General features: G+C 62.4%; 12 protein-coding genes. 10 read left to right on the forward strand and 2 right to left on the reverse strand.

Annotated elements, in window-relative coordinates; translation table 11 throughout:
* Genes H3T90_RS00745 through era form a run of 4 tightly spaced genes read left to right on the forward strand, consistent with a single transcriptional unit; the run spans nucleotide 1 to nucleotide 4,067 of the window.
* Entirely contained in the window at nucleotides 1–1,155 is a 1,155-nt protein-coding gene (locus H3T90_RS00745) for a PhoH family protein (protein WP_046322962.1), read from the forward strand.
* A complete protein-coding gene (ybeY, locus tag H3T90_RS00750; protein WP_046322961.1) occupies nucleotides 1,152–1,706 on the forward strand; it encodes an rRNA maturation RNase YbeY in 555 nt (184 codons plus the stop codon). Before H3T90_RS00745 ends, ybeY begins: the two co-directional genes overlap by 4 nt.
* On the forward strand, nucleotides 1,699–3,117 hold the full coding sequence (locus H3T90_RS00755) for a hemolysin family protein (RefSeq protein WP_046322960.1): 1,419 nt from the start codon (nucleotides 1,699–1,701) through the stop codon (nucleotides 3,115–3,117). Before ybeY ends, H3T90_RS00755 begins: the two co-directional genes overlap by 8 nt.
* The gene (gene era, locus H3T90_RS00760; protein ID WP_046322959.1) at nucleotides 3,114–4,067 is read left to right on the forward strand and encodes a GTPase Era; all 954 of its coding nucleotides are present in this window, start codon (nucleotides 3,114–3,116) and stop codon (nucleotides 4,065–4,067) included. The genes H3T90_RS00755 and era overlap by 4 nt, the downstream gene beginning before the upstream one ends.
* 6 nt (nucleotides 4,068–4,073) lie before the next feature.
* Here the strand turns inward: era and H3T90_RS00765 are convergent, their stop codons facing one another.
* On the reverse strand, nucleotides 4,074–6,083 hold the full coding sequence (locus tag H3T90_RS00765; RefSeq protein ID WP_046322958.1) for an AMP-dependent synthetase/ligase: 2,010 nt from the start codon (nucleotides 6,081–6,083) through the stop codon (nucleotides 4,074–4,076).
* Nucleotides 6,084–6,319: 236 nt separating this feature from the next.
* Here H3T90_RS00765 and H3T90_RS00770 point away from each other — a divergent pair, with 236 nt between their 5' ends.
* The 3 genes from H3T90_RS00770 (at nucleotide 6,320) to H3T90_RS00780 (ending at nucleotide 9,247) form a co-directional block, all read left to right on the forward strand.
* Nucleotides 6,320–6,943 carry a 50S ribosomal protein L25/general stress protein Ctc gene (locus H3T90_RS00770; protein ID WP_110425283.1) on the forward strand — a complete coding sequence of 208 codons (624 nt, stop codon included), beginning with the start codon at nucleotides 6,320–6,322 and terminating at the stop codon, nucleotides 6,941–6,943.
* 186 nt (nucleotides 6,944–7,129) lie between these two features.
* Entirely contained in the window at nucleotides 7,130–8,257 is a 1,128-nt protein-coding gene (locus H3T90_RS00775; RefSeq protein ID WP_046322956.1) for a branched-chain amino acid aminotransferase, read from the forward strand.
* A 183-nt stretch (nucleotides 8,258–8,440) separates the two neighbouring features.
* Nucleotides 8,441–9,247, forward strand: a complete 807-nt coding sequence (locus H3T90_RS00780; RefSeq protein WP_198229285.1) for a trimeric intracellular cation channel family protein — start codon at nucleotides 8,441–8,443, stop codon at nucleotides 9,245–9,247.
* 40 nt (nucleotides 9,248–9,287) lie between these two features.
* On the opposite strand, the gene rpsT is transcribed toward H3T90_RS00780, so the two are convergent.
* On the reverse strand, nucleotides 9,288–9,548 hold the full coding sequence (gene rpsT / locus H3T90_RS00785) for a 30S ribosomal protein S20 (RefSeq protein WP_198229286.1): 261 nt from the start codon (nucleotides 9,546–9,548) through the stop codon (nucleotides 9,288–9,290).
* Between the two features lie 147 nt (nucleotides 9,549–9,695).
* On the opposite strand from rpsT, the gene lepA reads away from it, so the two are divergent.
* The 3 genes from lepA to gltB all read left to right on the forward strand — a co-directional run bounded on the left by lepA (nucleotide 9,696) and on the right by gltB (nucleotide 17,619).
* A complete protein-coding gene (lepA, locus tag H3T90_RS00790; protein ID WP_198229287.1) occupies nucleotides 9,696–11,573 on the forward strand; it encodes a translation elongation factor 4 in 1,878 nt (625 codons plus the stop codon).
* A gap of 4 nt (nucleotides 11,574–11,577) precedes the next feature.
* Nucleotides 11,578–12,921, forward strand: coding sequence for a radical SAM family heme chaperone HemW (gene hemW, locus H3T90_RS00795; RefSeq protein WP_198229288.1), 1,344 nt, complete (start codon nucleotides 11,578–11,580; stop codon nucleotides 12,919–12,921).
* A 123-nt stretch (nucleotides 12,922–13,044) separates the two neighbouring features.
* Complete coding sequence (gene gltB / locus H3T90_RS00800) at nucleotides 13,045–17,619, forward strand: glutamate synthase large subunit (RefSeq protein ID WP_198229289.1); 4,575 nt, start codon at nucleotides 13,045–13,047, stop codon at nucleotides 17,617–17,619.

Below are 17,619 nucleotides of genomic sequence, written 5' to 3' on the forward strand. Positions count from 1 at the left end.
GTGGCGGTAACTACGCGAACCCTGGAGATTCCGGAGGGAATCGACCCGGTTCAGGTGTTGGGGCCGGAAGACGCAGTCATTGACAGGATCGAGCATGCCTTCCCGGCAGTGTCTATCCTGGTTCGTGGCAACCGGATTATGCTGCGGGCTCAGGACCGGCAGGGCGACGTTGAGGCGGCACAGATCAGGGATCTACTGACCGAACTCATGCAGAACGCCGATCAGGTTCCCGTGGATGCCGATCAGGTGGGGCGAATACTGGACCACCGTCGTTTGGGGAACGCCGACGCAGCCGATTACTCCCATCCGGAAGAGCAGAAAATTACAGACCGCAATACTCAGGATCGCAATACGATAAACCATACTTCTGTAGACCGCGATTATGGGCAGACAGCTATGGCAGAGTCGGAGCGGAACAACGCTCTGGAAGGCATTGACCAACCACGTCAGGCAGCCCCAGCTGCAGTTCGCCGCCGCCCTCTGACCCAGGCTTCCAAGGGTCCGATCAGGCCCAAGACCGCTGGCCAGTCCGCCTATGTGGCCGCCATTGAAACGCATACCATCACTTTCGGCATTGGTCCGGCCGGCACCGGCAAGACCTATTTGGCAGTGGCCAAGGCCGTTCAGGAATTCCGGGCCGGCCGCATCGGCCGCATCATCCTGACCCGGCCTGCTGTGGAGGCGGGAGAGAGCCTGGGCTTTCTGCCTGGCACCCTCAATGAGAAGGTCGACCCCTATCTGCGGCCCCTCTACGATGCCCTGGCCGACATGCTGGGCACTTCGCGGCTCCACCGCCTTCTGGCCGATGAGACCATTGAAGTGGCCCCGCTGGCCTACATGCGGGGGCGCACCCTGAACGATGCCTTCGTCATCCTGGACGAAGCGCAGAACACCACCCGCAGGCAGATGAAGATGTTCTTGACCCGCCTGGGTTTCAACACCAAGATGGTCATCACCGGCGACGTCACCCAGGTGGATTTGGGTGGGCCTGCATCTGGTCTGGCCACTATCGAACAGGTTCTGCACGGCATCGACGATATTGCCTTCGTGCACCTGCAGGCGGCCGATGTGGTGCGCAATCGGCTGGTCGGGCAGATTGTCCGGGCCTACGACCGCGCCGATCAAGCCCGCAGCCGGAGACGGGAGCAGGCATGAGCGTTGAAGTGACCAACGAGACCCAATGGCTGATCGATGCCAAAACCTTCTCCGATCTGGGAGTGTGGGTGCTGGACCAGATGCGGGTGAGCACCCAGTCTGACATGACTATCATCTTCAACGATCCCGAGCCCATGGCGGTGCTGCACGAGCGCTGGATGAACCTGGTCGGCCCTACTGATGTCATGAGCTTCCCTATGGACGAGCTGCGTCCCGGCGACGAGAACCATCGGCAGGAGGGCATCCTGGGCGACATCGTCATCTGCCCCTGGGTGGCGGCACAGCAGGCTCTGGCTGCCGGTCATTCCACCATGGAGGAGATGCTGCTGCTGGCGATTCACGGCACCCTGCATCTGCTTGGATACGACCACGCCAGCAGGGAGCAGGAGGCGCAGATGTTCGGACTGCAGCGCCAGCTGCTGCTGACCTTCCTGGCCTTGCGCCAGGGGCCCATTGCGAATGCCGCGCTGCCGGCCGGAGCCACCAATGCTTTGGAGATCTATGAGCGGTACGGCCGTGGTGCCTCTCAGAGAGGCAAATCTCATGAATGAGCGGACCATAGCCGCCATGGTGGTCATGGCTTTGGCCATCATCGCCTTGGTCATACTCTCCCTGGCGCTGGCCGAGGCCCAGGGGGCGCTCAACAGAGTGACCCGATCCAGTCTCAACAATTTGATTTTGGGCCTGCAGACCGACCAGGAACTCAGCCAGTTCTCCAGGATGAAGCGAATCGACCGCATTCATCGGGCCCAGAACCTAATCTCCCAGCGGCAGGTGACTGGAAGCGCCTGTGCCTTTTTCCGCATCATCTGTGACATCATGGTCGGCGTCCTGGTGGCCTGCATGGCTGCTCTTGGTGGCATGCCTCTCTGGGAGCAGCTGCTGTGCGGAGTGGTCATGGCCATCCTGGTGGCTGCCATCTCCGTCACCCTGGGCCCTCGTGGTCGTTCCCGTCAGCCCATGGAAGCGTTGCTCAAACACGTGCGCCTGGTCGGGATGGCTGTTCTGTTGACCCCCTTCAAGCGTCGACGGCAGGCTGAAGCCAGTGCCCGCAAAAACCTTCGCGGCGAACTTTCCGACGACGAGGAACTGGAGAAGATCCAGATCGAACAGGGTCGGGCCATGGTCGACCAGCTGGTGGAGGCCGGTGCCTTTGATCCCGAGATCTCCGAGATGTTGAAGAATGTGCTGACACTATCGACTACGCTGACACGCGAAATCATGGTTCCTCGCACCGACATGATCTGCATCTCCAAGGATGCCAGTTTGGATTCGGCTCTGAAGCTCTTCTCCCGGTCGGGATTCTCCCGTATTCCCGCCATTGGTGAAGACGTGGATGACCTGGTCGGTATCGTCTATTTGAAGGACGTGGTCCGTGCCCTGGCCTTCAACCGCAAGGGTGACAGATCAGTTGCCTCCATCATCCGTCGTCCCGTTCTGGTGCCAGAGTCCAAGCCCGTGGACGACCTCTTCCACTACATGCAACGCTCACGCCACCACCTGGCTGTGGTTGTGGACGAGTACGGGGGCATAGCCGGTTTGGTCACCATTGAGGATGCCATCGAGCAGATCGTGGGCGAGCTGGAGGATGAGCACGACCGGGTCCAGCACGACGAGCCCAAGCAGATCGGCCCGCATACTTGGCAGCTGCCGGTCCGCACGCCTATCGCCGACCTGGAGGAGCTCTACGAGATCACCATTGATGAAGATGACGTAGATACGGTCTACGGTTTGTTGACCAAGCTGCTGGGCTCCGTGCCAGTTTCAGGCTCATCGGCGGTGACCCGAGGAATAAGATTGACCGCCGGCGAGGCGGTCGGCCGTCGCAAGAAGATCGCCACCATCGTGGTCGAGCCAGCCAACGGATCCAACATCGCCCTGGACCTGGAAGACGGTGCTGAGCAAGGAGACGAACAGGCCGACAGGGATCAATCCGAGCAGGACAGTCAGGAGAATTCATGACCAAGGAAGAACAGAGCGAGGGCAAGGCACCGGTCCACCGATCGGGTTTCGTGGCGGTAGTGGGCCGACCCAATGTGGGCAAGTCCACGCTCATGAACGCCCTGGTAGGCAGGCCCATCGCCATAGCTTCCTCAAGGCCAGAGACTACCCGCAAGGCCATTCGGGGGATAATGACCCGCCCAGAGGCCCAGGTGGTCTTGGTGGACACCCCAGGCATCCATCGCCCGCGTACCTTGTTGGGCCAACGGCTCAACGACGTGGTGGAGGCATCCCTGTCGGACGTGGATGCCATTGCGTTCCTGCTGCCCGCAGACCAGGCCATCGGTCCAGGCGACCGTCGCATTCTCAGCCGGTTGCGGTCCGATTTCGCCCATAAGGACAAGGACGGCAAGTGGATTTGGCGAAAGCCTCTGATCGCCGTAGTGACGAAGATCGACCAGCTGAGCAAAAGCCAGCTGGTGGACAAGCTCCTGCAGATCGGGGCCTTCGCCGACTTCTCCCAGATTGTTCCGGTCAGCGCCCTGGAGGCTGACAACGTGGACGAGGTGGCCAAGGTTCTAATGGATGTCATGCCCGAAGGCCCTCAGCTCTACCCTGACGACCAGCTGACCGAGGAGCGTCCCGAGGACATGATTGCTGAGCTGGTTCGCGGAGCCTACCTGGAGGAGCTCAACGACGAGCTGCCCCACTCCCTGGCAGTTCGTGTGGAGTCAATCGATCCGGATCCAGAGGGCGGGCGCGACACGGTCCATATAGGCATTTATGTAGAGCGTGACTCCCAGAAGCCCATCGTCATCGGGCGGGGGGCTGAGCACCTGGTGCGCGTGAAGAAGAAGTTGCGCACCGCCGTCAACCGGACCATGGGTCGCAAGGTCCGGTTGGATTTGCACGTCAAGGTCGCCCGCAACTGGCAGACTGACCCCAAGCAGTTGGAGCGCCTGGGGTTCTGATCGTGTTCAGCGGCGGGGTGCCGGGGTGCGCTTGGCCGTATACATCCGGGTGTTCAGCAGGTCAGCGTAGCGCTCGATGACCTTGGGCCGAATCACCTTCATGGATGGTGTCATCAGACCATTGTCCTGGGTGAACTCCTCGGGCAGGATGATAAACTTGCGCACCGACTCGGCCCGGGAGACGCCCTCGTTGGCCCGGTCCACATACTCCTGGACCTCGGCCCGGACCACAGCGTTCTGTGCTGCCTCCTGAAGGGACATGTTGCGATCCAGACCCTTGGAGGCCAGCCAGGGACGCAGGGCTGTTTCGTTCAGGGTGACCAGGGCTGAGATGAAGGGGCGCTTGTCGCCCAGAACCAGGGCCTGGGAGACAATTTCGGAGCGCTCGATGACCTCCTCGATGGGCCTGGGGGAGACGTTCTTGCCGCCGGCCGTGATGATCAGGTCCTTCTTGCGCCCGGTCAGGAAGAGGAACCCGTCTCGGGAGAGCCGTCCCAGGTCGCCGGTGGCGTACCAGCCGTCCTCTGTGAAGGAATCGCGGGTGGCCTCCTCATTCTTGTGGTAGCGGTGGAATACACAGATGCCCTTGATCTGCACCTCGCTGTCCGAGGCGATGCGGATGGTGAATCCTGGGAAGGGGATGCCCACCGAGCCCCGGTGGTAGGGGGTGCCCAGGGGGTTGAAGGCGCAGGGTGCAGTGGTCTCGGTCAGGCCGTAGCCCTCATAGACCGGAACATTGGCGCCGCGGAAGAACCCCAGCAGCTCCGGGTCCAGGGGAGCTCCTCCGGAGACAATCCACTTGGCCCGCCCGCCCAGCACCTGGCGCAGAGAAGAATAGACCAGCGGGTCATATACGGCTCTCCGCAGGGCGCTGCGCCTGGTCGGCCATCCCTGACGGGAGATGTCCTCCATGTATGTGCGTGCAGCCCGGGCCGCCCCGTTGAAGATCCTGCCCTTGATGCCGTGCCCGGCCTTCTGGGATGCGGCGTTGTAGACCTTCTCGAAGACCCTGGGCACGCCGATGATGACCGTTGGCTTGGACTCCTGCAGATCGGACAGCAGGGTAGCCAGACCAGAGGAGATGTAGACGTGCATGGTCCCGTAGACGACCCCGTAGCTGATGGCCCGAGCAAACGTGTGGGCTTGGGGCAGGAAGAGCAGGATGGATCCATCCGGGTCGTGGGTCAGATTGGGAATGAAAGCGTTCAGGTTTCTGGCCAGCTGGCAGTAGTGCTCATGGGTCATCTCCACGCCCTTGGGCGCCGCAGTGGAACCAGAGGTGTAGACGATGGAGCAGAGGTCGGTCTTGTGGATGGAGTTGATCCGCTCGTCAAGCTCGGCGTCGCTGACCGATTCCCCATAGGCCTGCAGTTCCTGCAGGGCCCCGGATTCCAGGCAGGCGATCCGATCCAGGGTGGGGCACTCCTTGTCAGCCCCCTCGGCCTTGGCGCGCATCTCTGTGGTCTGCACCACCAATAGCCTGGCATCGGAGTTGTTGACGATGAATCGGATTTGCTCGGCCGAGTCGGTGTCGTAGATGGTGGCGATGACCCCGCCAATGGAGAGGACCGCGGCATCCACGATGTCCCACTCATAGCTTGTCCTGCACATGAAGGCCACGGCATCGCCCTTCTTCAGCCCGTAGTGCATGAAGCCCTTAGCGGTGGTCCTGATGTCGTGCAGAATCTCTCGGCCGGTCCGGTAGGTCCAGCTGCCGTTCTCCACAAAGTGCAGAACCGGCTGGTCAGGAGTGCGGCGGGCCCGATCAGCGTAGATGTCGTAGACGGTCATGTCGTCTGGCACTGGACCCATACCGGCGGTGGTGGCTGAAAGCAGTCCCGAGGCTGGATCCATGCGCGTGGTGGTGGCGTAGTCAGCTGACCAGAAATGCGTATTGGGCAGGGCGAGGGCTTCCTGGGCGGCACCTGATGGATCCGCGGCCTCCTCGCCGGTCGGTCCCTCCCCATGACCCACCTGGTGTGCCACAAAAGATTTGACCGATGCTAGTAACGACACGTTGTCTCCTTCAATAATCGCGGGATATGTCCAGAATAGCCGTTTACTTGGAGAAGGGCGGGCCCGGTGCTAAAGTAGGCACGTTGCTTTGGCGAGGGAGGCTTTCACGGCCTCCGTTATCGACTCGGCTGGATCATCGGCGGCCTTTCCTTTTGGGCGGTCCGGAATCCGACGCGGCGATGCGCCAGGACCGGCCCAGGTCGGTCTTGAGGAACCACTCAAGGAAGGAAGCCAACATGGCTAACACAATTAAGCTCGAGGGCGAAGTCCGCGACCAATTTGGCAAGGGGGCGGCACGCCGCATGCGCGTGGCCCAGCAGATCCCCGCCACCATCTACGCCGGCGGCGCCCAGCCCGACTACATCAAGCTGCCCATGCGCGAGACAACTTTAGCCCTGCGTCGCGCCAACGCCCTCTTCTCCATCAGCTTCGGCGGGCAGACCAAGACGGCGGTGGTCAAGGACGTGCAGCGCAACCCGGTCAAGCGCCAGGTAGAGCACATCGACTTCTATGAGGTCCGCGCCGGCGAGAAGGTCACCGTGGAGGTGCCTGTCTTCGTCAGCGGCGAGACCAAGGGCGCTGCCGTGGCCTTGGTCGACACCCAGAACTTGCAGGTCCGGGCCGACGTGTCCAACCTGCCCGAGCGCATCGATATCAGTGTTGAGGGCCTGGCAGAGGGCGACAAGATCCTGGCCAAGGACATCAAGCTGCCCGAAGGCTCCGAGCTGATCATCGACGATATGGAGGAATCCATCGTCTCCGTCGAGATCCCCAAGGAGGAGAGCCTGGAGACCCCCACCGAGGAAACCGGACAGACCGAGGCGGAAGCTGCCCCGGAGGCCGACGAACAGAGCGAGTGAACTAAGAGGTTCGATCTGCAAGGCCGTGGGATCATCACGATCCTGCGGCCTTTTTGTCTATAACGGTCACTATGCGAAATACGCTGAACGGGTCAGGGTCTGCCTATGCGATAGTTCGGGTACCGGGCATCGCCATAAGCATAGCGCCCGAGCAACCAAAACAGTAGCAAGAAGAAGTGGTAGATAATGGCAGAGCAATCACATCACGACCCGAAGGCACTCAATGAGTTGGCGGACGCTTTCAAGGTCATTCCCAACGATCATCCCGCCTCTGACGAGGAGCGTGCCCGGCTGATTGATAAGCCTGCCTTCGGCCAGCTCTTCTCAGACAACATGGCCCACATGGGATGGACTTCAAACGACGGCTGGAAGGACCGCAGGGTTGAGCCCTACGGACCACTCAGCCTGGATCCGGGCGCCTCGGTGCTTCACTATGCCCAGGAGGCCTTTGAGGGGCTCAAGGCCTACTACCATGACGACGGCTCCATCTGGCTCTTCCGGCCCGATGCCAATGCTCAGCGCTTCTACAATTCCGCCAAGCGTCTGGCCCTGCCTCCGCTCGAGCCCGATGACTTCCTGGGATCGGTCGCGGCCTTGGTCCGCCGTGACGCGGCCTGGGTGCCCAAGCGTCGTGAGTATACGCTCTATATGCGCCCCTATATGTTCGCCTCCGAGCCTTTCCTGGGTGTGCGCGCTCCACATGCGGTGGATTATTGCGTCATCGCCTCGCCCTCGGGACCTTACTTCGCCGGCGGTGTCAAGCCGGTCAGCATCTGGGTGGAAGACAAGTGGTTCCGCACCGGCCCCGGCGGCACCGGCTTCGCCAAGTGCGGCGGCAACTATGCGGCATCCCTGCTGGGTGAGAACCGCGGTGCTGAGCACGGTTGCGAGCAGGTCTGCTTCGTCGACGCGGCCACTAAGACCTACCTGGAAGAGCTTGGCGGCATGAACATGTTCACTGTCCACAAGGACGGACACCTGGAGACCCCCAGCCTGACCGGAACCATTCTGCCCGGCGTCACCCGCAACTCCCTGATCACCCTGGCCCAGGACCACGGCCGTGACGTGGTTGAGACCATGATCCGTCTGGACACGCTGCTGGATGACATCCGCTCCGGCGAGGTCACCGAGGTGTTCGCCTGTGGGACCGCCGCCATCATCACACCGATCGGGCGCTTCAAGTCTGAGAACTTCGACGTTGAGGTGGCCGATGGTGGTTCAGGCAAGGTTACTATGGACTTCCGCAACGAGCTCCTGGGCATCCAGCTGGGCGAGATCGAGGATCCGCACGACTGGATGTGGAAGGTCTGCTGAGCGCTGACTCCATTACTGCCTGATAGGTCTTGAAAGGAAAGCGGCTTCAGGGTGATATTCCGCCTTGGGTCGCTTTCTCTCATGTTTGTAGCCTTGCGCACATCACCGGCCTGTTCTGCTGTGTGTTTGGCTAATCTATAGACAGACCTGAGTGCGGGACGATTCCGGGAGGAGAGGCGCAGGATGAAGACGGCCTTGGAGGGGAATCTGATCTTCATGGTCATCGAGTACCTGGGCATCCTCAGTTGCGGTCTTTCAGGCGGTCTGGCTGCTGTGCGCAAGGGCTATGACATCATCGCCATTCTGCTGGTTTCGTGGATCAGCGCCCTGGGCGGCGGGGTGGTCCGTGATGTCCTGCTGGGTCAGGTGCCACCCAGCGGCATCACCGACAAGGGCTCGGTCATCGTTACCCTGGCATCCGGCTTGGTCGTAGCTGTCGCTCATCCTGAAATCAGCAGGATGACCTGGTCCATGCTGGTCACCGATGCCATGGCCCTGGGGTCTTTCGCTGTCAACGGGACCGCCAAGGCTTTGATGTGTGGAACTGGGGGCATGACGGCCATCTTTATGGGCATGGCCACGGCCCTGGTAGGTGGTCTGCTGCGAGACATCCTTCTCAACCAAGTGCCTGCAGTCATCCAGGACCAGCATTGGTATGCGCTGCCTTCCCTGATCGGCTGCCTGCTGACCCTAGCCTCCACGCGCGCCCAGCAGCACGGGCTCTATCCGACACGGGTCGACATGGCTCTGGACCTGGCCATCGTGGCCCTGGTGGTCGTCCTGCGCATAATCTCGGTGAAATTCGACATTCTGGTGCCTGGAGCAGTGGACCGGCGCTCGGCCCGGCTGCCGCTCAACGATGCCCAGCTGGCCAGGGCCATCCGTCATCTGATGCGCGGCCGGTCGAATATCAGCGTCACCATCAAGCACACCGACGAGGATACCGGTGAGAATCCGGATGCGAATTCGGATACCAAAAAGGGCCGGTGATCCAAGCGCTTGGATCACCGGCCCTTATGGGGCACCCGGTTCAGAGGGCGTTGACGGCGTTGGCCAGACCGGACTTGCGGTTGGCGGCCTGGTTGCGGTGGATTACACCCTTTCCTGCAGCCTTGTCCAGACGGCGGGCGGCCACCTGGTAAGCAGCCTGAGCGGCCTCCTTGTCACCGGCATCCACGGCATTACGCACGGAACGCACTGAGGTCTTGATTGTGCTCTTGACCTCCTTGTTGCGCAGGTGCGCCTTTTCGTTGGTGATGACCCGCTTCTTCTGCGACTTGATGTTTGCCAATGTTGCTCCAAACGATGAATGTATCTGTACAGACAACCCACCATAATAGCACCCGACCGGGAGAAGAATCCTCTTGGAGCGGGCGCTTCGGCCCAGGGCATCGTCTAGAATCGTTAGACCAGACGTACGTGTGAGGAGAGCAGACCGGTGCAGGAAGCCAAGAACCAACCAGGATTCACCGACCAATCGCTGATCCGCAACTTCTGCATCATCGCCCACATCGATCACGGAAAATCCACGGTGGCCGACCGGATTCTGCAGCTGAGCGGAATCGTGCCCAAGCGCGAGATGCACGATCGGTTCCTAGACAGGATGGACATCGAGCAGGAGCGCGGGATCACCATCAAATCTCAGGCCGTTCGCCTGCCCTGGGTCAAGGACGGCATCGAATACACCCTGGGAATGATTGACACCCCCGGTCATGTGGACTTTACCTACGAGGTCTCCCGGGCCCTGGAAGCCTGCGAGGGCGCGGTTCTGCTGGTGGACGCCACCCAAGGCATTGAGGCGCAGACCCTCTCCAACCTGTATATGGCCCTGGAGGATGACCTGACCATTATCCCTGTCCTCAACAAGATCGACCTACCCTCGGCCGAGCCGGACAAGCATGCCGAGGAGATTGCCAACCTGATCGGTTGCTCCACGGACGAGGTGCTCCGGGTGTCGGGCAAGACCGGCCAAGGTATCCGCGAACTGGTGGACCGGATCGTGGATCAAGTGCCAGCCCCCAAGGGAGATCCCAAGGCTCCGGCCCGGGCTCTGATTTTCGATTCAGTCTATGACTCCTACCGGGGAATCGTCACCTATATCAGGATGGTGGACGGCGAACTCAAGGAGCGCCAGAAGATTCGGATGATGGGCCGGGGGACCGTGCATGACCCCATCGAGTTGGGCGTCATCAGCCCCGACATGACCCCCACCAAGGCCCTGGGCGCCGGTGAGGTCGGCTACGTCATCACCGGTGTCAAGGATGTCAGCCAGTCCAAGGTGGGCGACACAGTCACCACCGAGGCCAACCCGGCCAAGGAGCCCCTGCCCGGTTATCAGGATCCCCAGCCCATGGTCTATTCCGGGCTCTTCCCCATCGACAACGCCCAGTTCCCCGAGCTGCGCGACGCCCTGGACAAGCTCAAGCTCAACGATGCGGCCCTGGTCTACGAGCCAGAGACCTCGGTGGCCCTGGGCTTCGGCTTCCGCTGTGGCTTCCTTGGGCTGTTGCACATGGAGATCGTCACCGAGCGTCTGAGCAGGGAGTTCGGCATGGATCTGATCGCTACGGCCCCCAACGTTACCTATCAGGTCACCATGGAGGACGGCAGCGAGCACACGGTGACCAACCCCAGCGAGTTCCCCGATGGCAAGGTTCGTCAGATTCTGGAACCCGTTGTCAGCGCCGATATCATCACCCCCAAGGAGTTCATCGGACCGGTCATGGAGCTCTGCCAGGACCATCGCGGGCAGATGGGGACCATGGAGTACCTGAGCCCCGAGCGCGTCGAGATGCACTACAAGATGCCCCTGGCCGAGATAGTCTTCGACTTCTTCGACCAGCTGAAGAGCCGGACCAAGGGCTACGCCAGCTTGGACTACCAGCCCGACGGCGCGCAGTCCGCTGACCTGGTCAAGGTGGACATCCTCATCCAGGGGGAGAAGATCGACGCTTTCTCGGCCATCGTCCACAAGGACAAGGCCTACGCCTATGGGGTGATGATGACCAAGAAGCTGCGCAAGCTGATTCCCCGCCAGCAGTTCGAGATCCCCATACAGGCGGCCATAGGATCCCGGATCATCGCCCGGGAGACCATCAGCGCCTTGCGCAAGGACGTGCTGGCCAAGTGCTACGGGGGCGACATCACCCGCAAACGCAAGCTGCTGGAGAAGCAGAAGGCCGGCAAGAAGCGCATGAAGATGCTGGGACATGTCGAAGTGCCCCAGGAGGCCTTCATCGCCGCCCTGAGCACTGGCCAGACCCAGGATCGGGACACCAAGGACAAGATCCGGGCCGCCGCCAAGAAGGAGGGCTGAAGGGGTGGGATCCTACCAGGTCTACATCCATGTGCCCTTCTGCATGCGCCGCTGCGGCTATTGCGACTTCAACACCTACACAGCCCGGGACCTGGGCGAGGGCGCCAGCCGAGAGCACTACGCCGACCTGGCCATCCAGGAGATGCGCATGGTCCGCGACTGGCAGACCTCTAGGGGGCTGATAGAGCCGCCCGTGTCCACCATCTTCTTCGGTGGAGGTACCCCGACCATTCTGCCGGCCCAGGATCTAGTGCGCATGGTCGAGGCCGTAGCCGACCTCTGGGGCCTGTCCTCCGGGGCCGAGATCACCACCGAGGCCAATCCCGACACTGTGGATCGGACCTACCTGAAGCAGTTACTCCGGGGCGGCATCAATCGCGTTTCTTTCGGTATGCAGTCAGCGGTGCCCAGCGTCCTGGCAACCCTGGATCGTACCCATACCCCGGCCAATGTGACCAATGACGTGGCCGCTGCCCAGGATTTGGGGCTTAGGGCCAGCGTGGATCTGATCTACGGCACGCCAGGGGAGCGGCTCGAGGATTGGCGGACCAGCCTGCAGGCGGCCCTGAACCTGGGCGTGGACCATGTCTCTGCCTATGCCCTGACCCTGGAACCGACCACCAAGATGGGCCGAGCTGTGCGCCGGGGTCAACTGCCCGCGCCCGATGACGATGACGAGGCGGCCAAGTACGAGATGGCCGACGACATGCTCTCCAAGGCGGGCCTCTACTGGTACGAGATCTCAAACTGGGCCCGCCCCGGCCAGGAGAGCCGTCACAACCTAGGCTACTGGCACAACGTGGACTGGGCCGGCATCGGGCCTGGCGCCCACTCCCACTATCGTGCTCTGGAAGGGGAGGGTACAGGCGTGGCACCGGTGGAAGAAGCCCGGGAACCGGAGCCCGTCTCCTCCGTTTCTCCCGGGTTCAGGGCCACTGGAAAAGCAGCAGCTCAAGAGGCCGATCCTGGGGTACGCTGGTGGCTTTCGCCGGAGCCCGGTCTGGGGGAACGGCGTGCCCGTGCCATTCGTTCCTGGGACATTGCCCACCCCAGGGACTGGGCCACCGCTATGGATGCAGGACATGTGCCCTGGCAGGATGCCGAGCTTCTGGGATGGAGGCAGGACCTGGAGGAGACAGTCATGTTGGCCTTGCGTCTGCCAGAAGGCCTAGGAATGGATCGACTGACCAAGATGGCAGGTCGTCCACCGGACCCGCAGATCCTCAAGGATCTGGTCGACCAGGGGCTCCTGCTGCCCGTGCGTGACAGAATCCAGGTGACCCGCCGGGGCCGCCTGCTCAACGATCTGGTCATCGATCAGGTCCTGGAGGCGGTAGGAATTCGTTAGTCACTGCGGAACGTTACACGGATGTCACCTGAGGATGCATTATTCTGTTGATTCACCATTGACAAGGCTCCTCAAAGGCGGAGCATGCCGGCCCCGCCCCCGTCCACGAATGAGGTGATTGCAGTGTCATTCACGGCCCCTCTCGATCTGCACGTTCACGGCCCGCAAGGGCTCTATGACCCTGATACGGAACACGATGCCTGCGGTTTCGGCATGGTGGCCACCCTCAACCGACGGGACGAAAGACTGATCGTCGAGCAGGGCATCCGCGTACTGGTCAACCTGGACCACCGAGGGGCCGTGGGAGCCGAGCCCAACACCGGCGATGGGGCCGGCATCATGCTCTCCATGCCTGACGAGTTCATGCGCACCCGCGTCTACCGAGATCTGCCTGAAGCCGGCCACTATCTGGCAGGCATGGCCTTCCTGGACAGGGATCCGGCTCAGGCTGCCGGCCAGGAGGAGGCCATCGCCTCCATTGCCGGCCAGGAGGGGCTGCGCGTCCTGGCCTGGCGGTCAGTACCCACCGATCCGGACGGATTGGGTCTGCAGGCTCTGGCCTCCATGCCCCGCTTCCTCATGCCCATCATGTGTGACGCCGGTCCTGAGGGCCGTGGAGATCTGGATCTGGAGCGGCTGGGCTACCGGGTTCGTAAGCGCGCCGAGCACGAGCTGGGTGTCTACTTTGCCTCCCTGTCCTGCCGAACCATCACCTACAAGGGCATGCTGACCACCAAGCAGCTACAGGGATTCTTCCCGGACCTGAGTGATCCGGCCATGAAGGCCCGCCTGGCCATCGTCCATTCCCGCTTCTCAACCAATACCTTCCCATCCTGGCCCTTGGCCCAGCCCTTCAGGATGATCGCCCACAACGGGGAGATCAACACCATTCAGGGCAACCGCAACTGGATGTCAGCCCGGGAAGGAATGCTGAGCTCAGAGTTGCTGGGCGATATGGCCCCGCTGCTGCCGGTCAACACCCCGGGAGCCTCGGACTCGGGCACCTTCGACGAGACCCTGGAACTGCTCCACCTGGCGGGTCGGTCCTTGCCCCACGCCGTCTCCATGATGATGCCTCCGGCCTGGCAGCAGGATCCGGACATGGACCCGGATCTGAAGGCCTTCTACGAGTACAACGACACCCTGATCGAGCCCTGGGACGGCCCGGCGGCCATCGTATTCACCGACGGAACCCTGGTGGGTGCCCAGCTGGACCGCAATGGCCTGCGCCCTGGCCGCTGGCAGCTGACCGATGACGGCCACCTGGTCCTGGCCTCGGAGGCCGGTGTCCTAGAGGACACGCCCCAGGAGTCCATCGTCTCCAAGGGCAGGCTGGAGCCGGGGCGCATGTTCCTGGCCGACACCAAAGAGGGCCGGATAGTGCCCGACGGCGAGATCAAGCGCCAGCTGGCCGGTCTGCACCCCTACAGGAAGTGGATTTCCGAGCGCACCGTCCGCCTGGACGATCTGCCCGAGCGAGAGCATGTCAATTACTCGCGCATCTCGGTCCACCGTCGGCAGCAGGCCTTCGGCTACACCCGGGAGGACCTGACCATGCTGTTGGGGCCCATGGCCGAAACCGGCAGTGAGCCCATCGGCTCAATGGGCAATGACGCGCCCATCGCCGTGCTCTCACGCCGGTCCTGTATGCTCTTCGACTACTTCACCCAGAAGTTTGCCCAGGTCACCAATCCGCCCCTGGACTGGGAGCGCGAAGAGCTGGTGACCAGCATCGCTTCAGCCATCGGGCCCGAGCCCAATCTTTTGGAAGACACCCCCGAGCACGCTTGGAAGATTCACATCGACCTGCCAGTGGTGAACTCCGTCCAGATGGCGCAGATCAAGCGTCTGGACCGGGCGCCGGTCCTGGAAGGCCGCTTCCGCCCCCGTCTGATCCGCGGCCTCTACCAGGTGGCCGGAGGCGGCAAGGCGCTTGAGGAGCGTCTGGAAGCCATCGAAAAGGAGGTGGATCAGGCCATCGAGGAGGGCTGCAACGTGCTTGTCCTGTCCGACCGGGACTCCAACCACATTTGGGGACCCATACCCTCCCTGCTGCTAACCGGGGCCGTACAGCACCACCTGCTTCGTCAGCACACGCGTACCCAGGTCTCCCTGGCGGTGGAGGCCGGCGACGTGCGCGAGGTCCACCACGTGGCCCTGCTGATTGCCTATGGCGCAGCCTGCGTCAATCCCTACCTGGCTCTGGAGTCTGTGGAGAATCTGGCCAACAGCGGGGACTTGCATGTGGATGCCAAAAAGGCCTCCAACAACCTGGTCCGGGCTTTGAGCACCGGGGTCCTCAAAATTATGAGCAAGATGGGCGTGAGCACCATCATGTCCTACCGCGGCTCCCAGCTCTTCGAGGCCGTCGGACTCAGTCGGGAGGTCATCGACCGCTGGTTCACGGGCACTACCTCCCTGGTGGGCGGCATAGGCCTGGATGAGATCGCTGCCGAGGTGGCCCAGCGCCATCGGGTGGCCTATCCCATTGAGTGGACCGCTGGCTCCGGGCATGATCTGGAAACAGGCGGCAACTACCACTGGCGCCGCACCGGCGAGGACCACCTGAACGACCCAGAGTCCATCTTCCTGCTTCAGCAGTCCACCAAACGAGGGGACTACGGGCTCTTCAGGGCCTACACCGACCATGTGAACGCGGCGGTCAAGCAGGGCATGACCCTGCGCGGCCTCATGGAGCTGCACTCCGACAGGGCGCCCATACCGCTGGACCAGGTGGAGGCCGCCGAGTCCATCGTCACCCGCTTCTCCACTGGAGCCATGAGCTACGGGTCCATCTCCCAAGAAGCCCATGAGACCATGGCAGTGGCCATGAATCGGCTCGGGGCCAGGTCCAACTCGGGCGAAGGTGGCGAGTCCCCGGATCGAATCGCAGACCCGGCCCGAACCAGCCGCATCAAGCAGGTGGCCTCGGCCCGATTCGGGGTCACCAGCGACTATCTGGTTTCGGCCACCGACCTGCAGATCAAGTTGGCCCAGGGAGCCAAGCCGGGGGAGGGTGGCCACCTTCCCGGCGCCAAGGTTCCCCCCTGGATCGCCCAGGTCAGGCGCTCCACACCTGGGGTCGAGCTCATCTCCCCTCCGCCCCACCATGACATCTATTCCATCGAGGATCTCAAACAGCTCATCCATGACCTGAAGATGGCCAACCCGCGGGCTCGCATCCACGTCAAGCTGGTCTCCGAGCACGGGGTGGGAACCGTGGCCGCAGGCGTGGCCAAATGCCATGCCGACGTGGTCCTCATCTCCGGCCAGGACGGTGGAACGGGAGCGGCGCCCCTCAATGCCATCAAGCACGCGGGCACCCCCTGGGAGCTGGGCCTGGCCGAGACCCAGCAGACCCTGGTCATGAACGACCTGCGCTCGCGGATTGTGGTCCAGTGCGACGGGGAGCTCAAAACCGGCCGCGACGTTGTCATAGCCGCTCTGCTGGGTGCCGAGGAGTTCGGTTTCGCCACCACGGCGCTCCAGGTGGAGGGCTGCGTCATGATGCGGGCCTGCCATAAGAACACCTGCCCCCAGGGCATAGCCACCCAGGATCCGGAGCTGCGCTCCCGCTTCACCGGTCGGCCCGAGGATCTGATCAACTTCTTCATGTTCATGGCTCGCCAGGTGCGGGAAATTCTGGCCTCCTTGGGCTTCGCCAGCCTGGAGGAGGCAGTCGGTCACGTGGAGTGCCTGCGCCGGGACCCCTCTGTGCAGACCTGGAAGAGCCAGGGCATCGACCTAAATGCCATTCTGCGCAAGCCGGGCCCCACTCCGGGCACTGTGCTGCACCACACTCAGGCCCAGGACCACGAGCTGGACAAGTCACTGGATGTGGATCTGATCAATCAGGCCATCGACGCCTTGGACGAGGGTCGGCCGGTGGCCATCAGGGGAACCGTGCGCAACGTCAACCGGAGCGTAGGTACCATGCTGGGCTACAGAATCACCCGCAAATACGGTGCGGCCGGCCTGCCCCCGAACACCGTGGACATCACGCTGACAGGTTCTGCCGGACAGTCCCTGGGTGCCTTCATTCCTAGAGGCGAGACCATTCGGGTGATCGGTGAGGCCAACGACTATGCAGGCAAGGGCCTGTCCGGCGGCCGTCTGGTCCTCCACGCTGCCCAGGGAGTTCGCTTCGATCCTCACGAGACCGTCATCTGCGGCAACGTGGCAGGATTCGGTGCCACCTCAGGCGATATGTTCGTGGCTGGACGGGCCGGGGAGCGCTTTGCCGTGCGCAACGGTGGCGGCCGCTTCGTGGTCGAGGGTCTGGGCGACCACGGTTGCGAGTACATGACCGGTGGCCTGGTGGTGGTTCTGGGTTCCACTGGACGCAACTTCGGCGCTGGCTTCTCGGGAGGGGATGTCTACCTGCTGGATATGGATACCTCCCGTCTCAATCCTGAAGCCTGGAATGACGGCTCCCTGCTGGCCCTGGAGCCCGACCAGGACCAGGCAGCCATGCTCAAGGAACTGATAGCGGAGCATGTCCGGCTGACTGGCTCAAAGGCTGCAGCCACCCTGCTCGCGGACTGGCCAAACGCGCTGGCCCGGTTCACCCATCTGGTACCCCGTCGTTATTTGGCCATGAAGCAGGCCATGGAAGAGGCCGAACGTGAGCAGGTGGACTTCAACGAGCCCGGCGTCTGGGATGCCACCTACGCCCAGGTCATGGAAGGAGCGCACTAA

The sequence above is a fragment of the Bifidobacterium polysaccharolyticum genome, assembly GCF_016101585.1.
Taxonomy (GTDB): domain Bacteria; phylum Actinomycetota; class Actinomycetes; order Actinomycetales; family Bifidobacteriaceae; genus Bombiscardovia; species Bombiscardovia polysaccharolytica.

Bases quoted from the DNA above. Each gene is read 5' to 3' on its own strand.
- H3T90_RS00755 (WP_046322960.1), top strand. From the start codon at position 1,699: ATGAATGAGCGGACCATAGCCGCCATGGTGGTCATGGCTTTGGCCATC.
- H3T90_RS00770 (WP_110425283.1), top strand. From the start codon at position 6,320: ATGGCTAACACAATTAAGCTCGAGGGCGAAGTCCGCGACCAATTTGGC.
- H3T90_RS00775 (WP_046322956.1), top strand. From the start codon at position 7,130: ATGGCAGAGCAATCACATCACGACCCGAAGGCACTCAATGAGTTGGCG.
- H3T90_RS00780 (WP_198229285.1), top strand. From the start codon at position 8,441: ATGAAGACGGCCTTGGAGGGGAATCTGATCTTCATGGTCATCGAGTAC.
- ybeY (WP_046322961.1), top strand. From the start codon at position 1,152: ATGAGCGTTGAAGTGACCAACGAGACCCAATGGCTGATCGATGCCAAA.
- era (WP_046322959.1), top strand. From the start codon at position 3,114: ATGACCAAGGAAGAACAGAGCGAGGGCAAGGCACCGGTCCACCGATCG.